1 protein-coding gene is annotated in these 689 nt (G+C 40.5%); it reads left to right on the top strand.

The features are described from left to right. Positions 1-282 precede the first annotated feature (282 nt). A partial coding sequence (locus MiSe_RS49535) for a tetratricopeptide repeat protein (protein ID WP_226594957.1) occupies positions 283-689 on the top strand: 407 nt, incomplete at its 3' end.

Here is a 689-nt window from a genome sequence, read left to right as displayed (position 1 = left end):
GTTTACTTTCAAAAAGCCCTGGAACTGAATCCCAACTTTGAGGAAGTTTATACTAGTTTACGAGAAATTTATGACAGTCAGCAGAAGTTATAACGGATTGCAGCCGTACCTCATACGGCTCGTTTGTGTAGCGGCAGCGTTAACGCTGCCGCTACACAAACGAGAGCCAAAAGGCTTTCCCTAACTCCCTGGCAATCCGCTGGAAACAAGGCAGCAGCATCTGCTCGGCAGGCCCACTATAACGAATACAGAACCTAGTTAAAAGTGAAGGGGAAAATAAAAATGAAAAAAAGCCAAAAGTCTAAAGGAAAAAAAGAAATTAATGTAGGGGGATCATCGGTGCAATCTCTGCTAAAAAAAGCTGTGGAACAACATGAGTCAGGGAAATTATATCCAGCTGAAACTCTCTACAAACAGGTAGTAAAAATTCAACCAAATCATCTGAACGCTAACGTGGCATTAGCAGAAATATTGCAAGCGGAAAATAAATTAGACGAGGCTATAGAAGCTTATAAAAAAGTTTTAAAACTCCAGCCAAATAACCAGATAGCTGTTGTAGCACTTAACAATTTGGGAAATGCCTTCAAGGAAAAAGGCAAGTTAGATGAAGCAGTAGAATACTACCAGCAAGCCTTAAAGATAAAACCTGACGCTGATGTTTATAACAACTTAGCAACGACCCTCTCCGA

Source organism: Microseira wollei NIES-4236 (assembly GCF_020521235.1).
GTDB classification, from domain to species: Bacteria; Cyanobacteriota; Cyanobacteriia; order Cyanobacteriales; family Aerosakkonemataceae; genus Microseira; species Microseira wollei.
This window is presented reverse-complemented; position numbering and strand designations above follow the sequence as displayed.